Origin of the sequence: Adlercreutzia wanghongyangiae (assembly GCF_035989245.1) — a bacterium.
In the GTDB taxonomy this organism is placed as follows: domain Bacteria; phylum Actinomycetota; class Coriobacteriia; order Coriobacteriales; family Eggerthellaceae; genus Adlercreutzia; species Adlercreutzia wanghongyangiae.
In genome coordinates, this window is record NZ_JAYMFF010000020.1 from 91,529 (window position 1) to 97,610 (window position 6,082).

5 protein-coding genes are annotated in these 6,082 nt (G+C 64.7%); all 5 read right to left on the reverse strand.

What is annotated here, in order from left to right; genetic code table 11:
* Positions 1-44: 44 nt before the first annotated feature.
* Positions 45-1,004: a VanW family protein gene (locus VIN30_RS10055; protein ID WP_326425413.1), complete on the reverse strand. Its 960-nt coding sequence runs from the start codon at positions 1,002-1,004 to the stop codon at positions 45-47.
* 3 nt (positions 1,005-1,007) lie between these two features.
* Positions 1,008-2,774 (reverse strand): tetratricopeptide repeat protein, encoded by a 1,767-nt coding sequence (locus VIN30_RS10060; protein ID WP_338211299.1) that lies wholly within the window; start codon positions 2,772-2,774, stop codon positions 1,008-1,010.
* A gap of 534 nt (positions 2,775-3,308) precedes the next feature.
* The gene (locus VIN30_RS10065) at positions 3,309-4,829 is read right to left on the reverse strand and encodes an IMP dehydrogenase (protein ID WP_326425415.1); all 1,521 of its coding nucleotides are present in this window, start codon (positions 4,827-4,829) and stop codon (positions 3,309-3,311) included.
* 132 nt (positions 4,830-4,961) lie between these two features.
* Complete coding sequence (locus tag VIN30_RS10070) at positions 4,962-5,282, reverse strand: HigA family addiction module antitoxin (RefSeq protein ID WP_338211301.1); 321 nt, start codon at positions 5,280-5,282, stop codon at positions 4,962-4,964.
* 22 nt (positions 5,283-5,304) lie between these two features.
* Positions 5,305-5,586, reverse strand: coding sequence for a type II toxin-antitoxin system RelE/ParE family toxin (locus VIN30_RS10075; RefSeq protein ID WP_338211303.1), 282 nt, complete (start codon positions 5,584-5,586; stop codon positions 5,305-5,307).
* Positions 5,587-6,082 lie beyond the last annotated feature (496 nt).

Genomic DNA, 6,082 nt, shown 5'->3' on the forward strand with positions numbered 1-6,082 from the left:
GCGTTCGCCAGCGAAAACAACCACTCTCCCACGGCTTTCGCGTATTATTTGTTCGGCTCGACGCTGCCTTCGGCCAAAACCACTTCGGAATCCTCGGTAATGAGGTAAATGTCGCTGGACAGCAAGTCACGCGTGGTACGCTGGCCGTACTCGTAGTACACCTTGAACGACTCGGTCACGTAATACTGGCGCATTTTGCCCTGATCGTCTTCGCGCTCGTACTGACTCGTCACGTGGGAGGTGGCGTCCACTGAAAGCCCGTCGGGCAGCGGATCGCCCACAATGGACACCTCAACCGTCTGACCGAGCGCCTTCGCGTTGATGGTGATGGGATGGGCGGTGTTGTTCTTGATGCGCAGGTCGAACTGGTCGTGCACGATGGTGGCGTCCAAACCGATGGGAGCGTAGTCGGACGGCACCGAGTGGGGATGGCGCTCCACAATTTCCAGATTGGCCTTCACCGCCGCGATGTAGATGGCGGTGGAAACCTGGCATACGCCGCCGCCGGCGCCCAGGGCCACCTCGCCGTTGCGGATAACGGAGGCCTCTTGGAAGCCGCGCTCCAGCGAGGTATTGCCCACCACCTCGTTGAATGAGAACTCCTCGCCCGGTTGGATAACGGTGCCGTCAACCGCCTCGGCGGCCAGGCGAATGTTCTCGCGGCGACCGGGATCGTTGCTTTGGGAAATAGCCTGGTAGTCACCGATGACCACCTGCTCGGGAGCATTGGGATCGTTCGGCGCGGGCTCTTCCTCTTCCTCAGGCGTCGTGGGCGCGGGGGCGTCCGCCACATCGTCGGCCAGCTGCTGGGCGGCACTCGTCCACAGCACGGGGCTGCCGAAGGCCATGCACGCCGACAGCGCCACCGAGCACAGAGCCACCAACGGCAGCACGATGGGCGATGTGGCGGGCATGTGCAGCCGGCGCGGGCCGGAAGCGCGTGCTGCCGTGCGCGGCGTGGGCTGCGCAGGCGATCGACGAGGAGGACGGGCGTGGGCGGCCATGACCTACCCCATTCTCTCGATGGCGTCGAGCTTGATACGCTCGACGCGCGTCAGCACGTTGGACGTACGCAGCTGGGCCGCCAAGGCGCGGGCCTTGTCGTTCTGACCGGCCTTCACGTAGCACGCGATTTCCTCGAAACGGGCCTGGCGCTGGGCATCGCCGCGCGGCGCAGACTCGGCCGCTTGAGCGTACAGGCGCGCGGCCACAGGATGCATGCCACGCTCGCGCAGGCTCTGGGCCTTGTCCATGATCTCTTGGAAGCGCTCCTCGGACACCACTGCGGGCGCCGGGGCGGCCGGCTTGGCCGCAGGTTCGGGAGCAGCGGGGGCAGGGGCAGGCTGGGGCTCGGCTGCTGCGGGCGGCCTGAAGGCCGCCCCTACGGGGGCCGGGGCCGCGGCGGACGCGGGAACAGGGGCCTCCTGGCGCACTGCAGCGGGCTCAGGAGCCGCCGGCTCAACCGCAGGTCGAGACTCGGCCTCAGCAGGAGCGGCCGACTCGGCAACCGAAACAGGAGCTGCAGAAGCAGAGGGCACGGGGGCGGGAGCCGCCACCGACTCGACAGCAGGCGTGGGCGTGGGCGCGGGCGCAGCCGCAACAGCAGCTGATGCGGCAACGGCCGCCACGGGAGCGGCGGGGGCGGGCGCTGCGGCCGACTGCTCGGCCGGGGCCGAGGCGGCGGCCGGGGAAGCTTCTTCTGCGCGCGCGTCGTCCCACGTCAGCGTGGGCTGTTCGAACACGGGCTGCTCGGGCGCAGCCGGGGCAGCGGGCTTCTCGCGCAGCGGCACCGGGGCCGACAGGTCGGCATGCAGCGGGGTCTTCTCGCGCGGACCATGCTTGGCAGAGCCCATGGGTACCAGATGCGACGAAGTGGTGCGCTTGTAAGCCAGAATGGGATTCGGCACCGACGTGCTCTCCGACACCACCAGGAACCGCTCATCGCCTTCAGAGAAGGGAATGGTCACCATCATGGTGGACGTGGAAGTTACGGCCGCGCCGGGCTTCTCCGTCTGCAGCGACGGCGAGGCCTCGGGCTCGAACAAGCCGCCCTCGTCCTCGTTCTGCTCCACCAGGTACTCCTCGATGAAGGCCTCAGTGGCGGTGGGATGGGTCTCGGCATCCTGCGCCCGGTCGCCCTCGGCGGCAGTCTCATCGTCGGTCGCCTCGGCATCGGCGGCATCTTCGCCATGCTGCGCCTCGGCGGCACCGGCCAGCTCGTCCGACGACAGCTCGGCAGTCACATCGGCCTCGGCGATCGGCACCTCGTCGGCAGCCGCAACGCCCGCTGCGGCCGGCTCGGCCATCGCCTCGTCGGAAGTAGCTTCGGCGTCCATATCCTCGGCAAGCTCGACATCCTCAGGCTGCAGGGACAGATATTCATTCACCGGATGGTTGGGAGTCATGGGCATAACCGCGGCATCCAGAGCCGTAGCAGGACGGGTGGTGCGGTTGGCACGGTCGGAGCGGATGGGCTTCGGAGCCTCGTTGGCGCTCCGGCGCGACACCACCTTGTCGGGCTGCACGCCACGCATCATCAAGGTGTAGGCGCCGATGGGCACTACAATGCACGCGATGGCGAACACCGGAGCCGCCCACAACTGGGCGGCCTGCATGGCGAACACATAGAACAGCACCGCAATGGCCGCCATAGAACCGAAGGCGACCACCACCGCACGGCGCTGAGCAGTCGTGGAGCTGAGGCGCAGGCCTATCACCAGACCTATAACGATGATCAGCACAAATAGTGCTATGCCGATCGTCATATCTCCCATGTTCTTTCGCCTCTCGACCGAAATTGACACTCTAATCCATTAAATGGCCAGTATAGCATCGGTCAACGGCTCGGGAACAACACGCGCGAATTTCTTGTAATTTTAGACACAACCAGCGGTTTTCGGCCCCACAGACCACCGCAACCCCTCCGTAGGGGCGGCCTTCAGGCCGCCCGCCTCCGCAACCCGGAAACACCCTCTCGCAGCACCCCGTAGGGGGGGGCTTTAGGCCGCCCACCTCCGCAAGCCACAAGCGTCCGCCCGTACTCGAAGCCCCAGGACCGTAGGGGCGGTCTTCAGGCCGCCCGCCTCCGCAACCCGGAAACACCCTCTCGCAGCACCCCGTAGGGGCGGCCTTCAGGCCGCCCATCTCCGCAAGCCGCAAGCGTCCGCCCGTATTCGAAGCCCCAGGCCTGTAGGGGCGGCCTTCAAGCCGCCCGCTCAAACCACTCCGGCCCTTCACCCACCCTGTTCTTTCCGCGCACAAAAGAGGCGGCCCGCAAGCCGCCTCTCGTTCTTGGTATGCCGCCGCGCCTAGCGCGTGTTGCTGGCGTAGGGAGCCTTGTCCTTCAGCAGCACGTCGTGGGCGCCGCCCTCCACGATGGAGGTGGCGCTCACCAGCGTGAGCTTGGCCTTGTCCTGGAACTCGGGGATGGTCAGCGCGCCGCAGTTGCACATGGTGCTCTTCAGCTTCAGCAGCGTGATGGCCATGTTGTCCTTCAGGCTGCCGGCGTAGGGCACGTAGGAATCCACACCCTCCTCGAAGGAGAGGTTCTTCTTCTTGCCGCCCAAATCGTAGCGCTGCCAATTGCGAGCGCGGGCGGAACCCTCGCCCCAGTACTCCTTCATGTAGGTGCCGTTCACCATCACCTTGGCAGACGGGCTCTCGTCGAAGCGGGCGAAGTAGCGGCCCAGCATGACGAAATCGGCGCCCATGGCCAGGGCCAGCGAGATGTGATGGTCGTACACGATGCCGCCGTCGGAGCAGATAGGAATGTACACGCCCGTCTCGCGGAAGTACTCGTCGCGGGCGCGCGCCACCTCGATGGTCGCCGTGGCCTGGCCGCGACCGATGCCCTTGGTCTCGCGGGTGATGCAGATGGAGCCGCCGCCGATGCCGATCTTGATGAAGTCGGCGCCCGCGTCGGCCAAAAAGCGGAAGCCCTCGGCGTCAACCACGTTGCCCGCGCCGATCTTCACCGAGTCGCCGTAGTGCTCGCGCACCCACTCGATGGTGAACTTCTGCCAGTCGGAGTAGCCCTCAGACGAGTCGATGCACAGCACGTCGGCACCAGCCTCCACCAGGGCGGGAATGCGCTCGGCGTAGTCACGGGAGTTGATGCCCGCGCCCACCATGTAGCGCTTGTGGGCATCCAGCATCTCGTCGGGGTTGCTCTTGTGGGAATCGTAGTCCTTGCGGAACACCAGCGCGACCAGGTGGTCGTCGGCGTCCACGATGGGCAGGGAATTCAGCTTGTGATCCCAGATGATGTCGTTGGCCTCCTTGAGCGAAGTGTCGGCCGGGGCCACCACGAGCTTCTCGCGCGGAGTCATGAAATCGGCCACCTTCTCGTCCATAGACATGCGGGACAGGCGGTAGTCGCGCTCGGTGACGATGCCCAACAGCTTGCCGTGGGCGGTGCCGTCCTCGGTGACGGGCATGGTGGAGTGGCCGTACTGCTCCTTCAGGTCGACCACCTGCTCGAGGGTCATGTTGGGCGACAGGTTCGCGTCGGAGGTGACGAAGCCTGCCTTGTAGTCCTTCACGCGGGCCACCATAGCGGCCTCGTCTTCGATGGACTGGTTGCCGTAGATGAACGACAGACCGCCCTCGGTGGCCAGCGCCACGGCCATCTTGTCATCGGACACGGCGGCCATGATGGCAGACACCATGGGCACGGAAAGGGTGAGCGGGCACTCCTCCTCGCCCTTGCGGTACTTCACCAGGGGCGTTTTCAGGCTGACCGCCGCAGGCACGCAGTCGGCGGGCGTGTGGCCCGGCACCAGCAGGTACTCGTTGAATGTACGGGACGGTTCCTCGAAATAGTAGGCCACGGCTGCGCTCCTTCTTTCAAATCGGTGCCCTGAACGGTTAATTGATTCATTATAGGCCGAGAGAGCGCCCCACGCCAGAGCGCACCCAGAGCGCACCATATTTTCGGCAGCGGCCGAAGGCGCAGCAGCCGCTTACGCGATGGCAGCTACCTCGATGGGCTCGATGGCCATGACCTCGTCCTCGTGCAGGGCCATGGAGTCCCAGATGTCCACCTTCGACTGCATGTTCATCCAGAACTGCGGCGTCGTGCCGAACAGGCGCCCCAGGCGCAGGCACATCTCCGGGCTTAAGCCCCGCTTCTCGCGCACGATGTCGTTGACCGTCTGGCGCGACACGCCAAGGCGCTTCGCCAACGTCGCCACCGTGAACCCCAGCTCGGGCATGTAGTCCTCGCGCAGAAACTCCCCCGGATGGACGGGCTCGCGCGAGATCAGAATCATATCGTCGTTCATAGCATCTCCCTTACTAGCAGCCTCAGTGGTAATCGCAGATCTCGACATCGTAGACACCATCGAGCTCGAACCTGAAGCAGATGCGCCATTGATCGTTGATAGAAATGGAGAACCGCCCGGCACGATCTCCCTTCAAAGCGTGCAGCCGATTGCCGGGCGGGAGCCGAAGGTCGGTCACGAGCACCGCGTTGTCGACAGACTCCAGCTTGCGAAGCGCCCTGCGGACGATATCGGCAGGAAGCTTCCTGCTCTCGCCCGTCTCGAACAGCTCCCGCGTATCTGAATCGGCGAACGTCTTTATCATCTCCCACCTCCTTCAAACAATGTAGCATGTCACGTGACGCATGACAAGTAGAAGTATGGCAATGAAAATGGCCGCATTAAGGCGGCAAGGGCAGAGCCCTTGCCCTACGGGCGACAGAGAAGGTGGCCGCGCTCAACCCGGCGGGCGGCCTGAAGGCCGCCCCTACGCGGTGCCATCCCGGCAATATCCGCGCGCCGCAAGAGCGACCCACCGCAGAAGCAGTCCACTGCGGGGGCGATCCGCCGCAGGGGCAGTCCACCGTAGGGGCGGGCTTTAGCTCGCCCGGGGTGCGGGACCGGCACCTCGAAGGCACCCCCCCCCCGAGCCCCGCCGGTTGCCGTAGAGGCGAGGATCATTCTAGGGGAGCGAAAACAGCACCCGCAAGATTTACGAGCACCCGCATAGCGTCAAATAAGTTTCATTTTTACGGAAAAATATCCCATATACTAAAAATGTTTCATTTTTATGGAACATATCGTACAATCAGAAGTCTTGT